Source organism: Subdoligranulum sp. APC924/74 (genome assembly GCF_003324125.1).
Lineage (GTDB): Bacteria > Bacillota > Clostridia > Oscillospirales > Ruminococcaceae > Gemmiger > Gemmiger qucibialis.
The window spans coordinates 1-594 of sequence record NZ_PSQF01000198.1; the positions used below are offsets into that span (position 1 = coordinate 1).

Here is a 594-nt window from a genome sequence, read left to right on the forward strand (position 1 = left end):
ATCAAAACCGCCGTCAATGGCATCATCGGCTTCATCAATCGGATGATCTCCGCCGTTGTCACCGGCATCAATGCGGTCATCAACGCGCTGAACGGGTTGTCGTTCGACCTGCCGGACATATTCGGCGGCGGACATGTCGGGTTTCATATCGGCACCCTGACCGCCCCGCAAATTCCCTACCTGGCGCAAGGCGCAGTTATTCCGGCGAACCGGGAGTTTCTGGCCGTGCTGGGCGATCAGAGCCACGGAACCAACGTGGAAGCTCCGCTGGACACCATCAAGCAGGCTGTGGCCGAGGTCATGGAGGACCTGCAGGCGGGCCAGATGGCGGGCTTTGAAGCCGTTGTGGCCGTGCTGCGGGAGATCCTCTCCGCCGTGTACGGCATTGAGCTGACCGACGAGGACGTGGGCCGCGCCGTGCAGCGCTGGCAGCGCAAACAGGCCATTGCCACAGGAGGTGTGTAACGTGACCCTGACCAATCTGTTCCAGATCGATGGCAAATCCCTGTACGCACCGGACTGCGACATCGAACCGAGCTATTCCGACCTGGATTCCAGCGATTCCGGGCGCGACGAAGCCGGGTACATGCACCG

Annotated in this window: 1 protein-coding gene; it reads left to right on the forward strand. The window is 61.6% G+C overall.

Annotated elements, in window-relative coordinates:
- A partial coding sequence (locus C4885_RS16595; protein WP_199488135.1) for a hypothetical protein occupies positions 1 to 465 on the forward strand: 465 nt, incomplete at its 5' end.
- Positions 466 to 594: the final 129 nt, after the last annotated feature.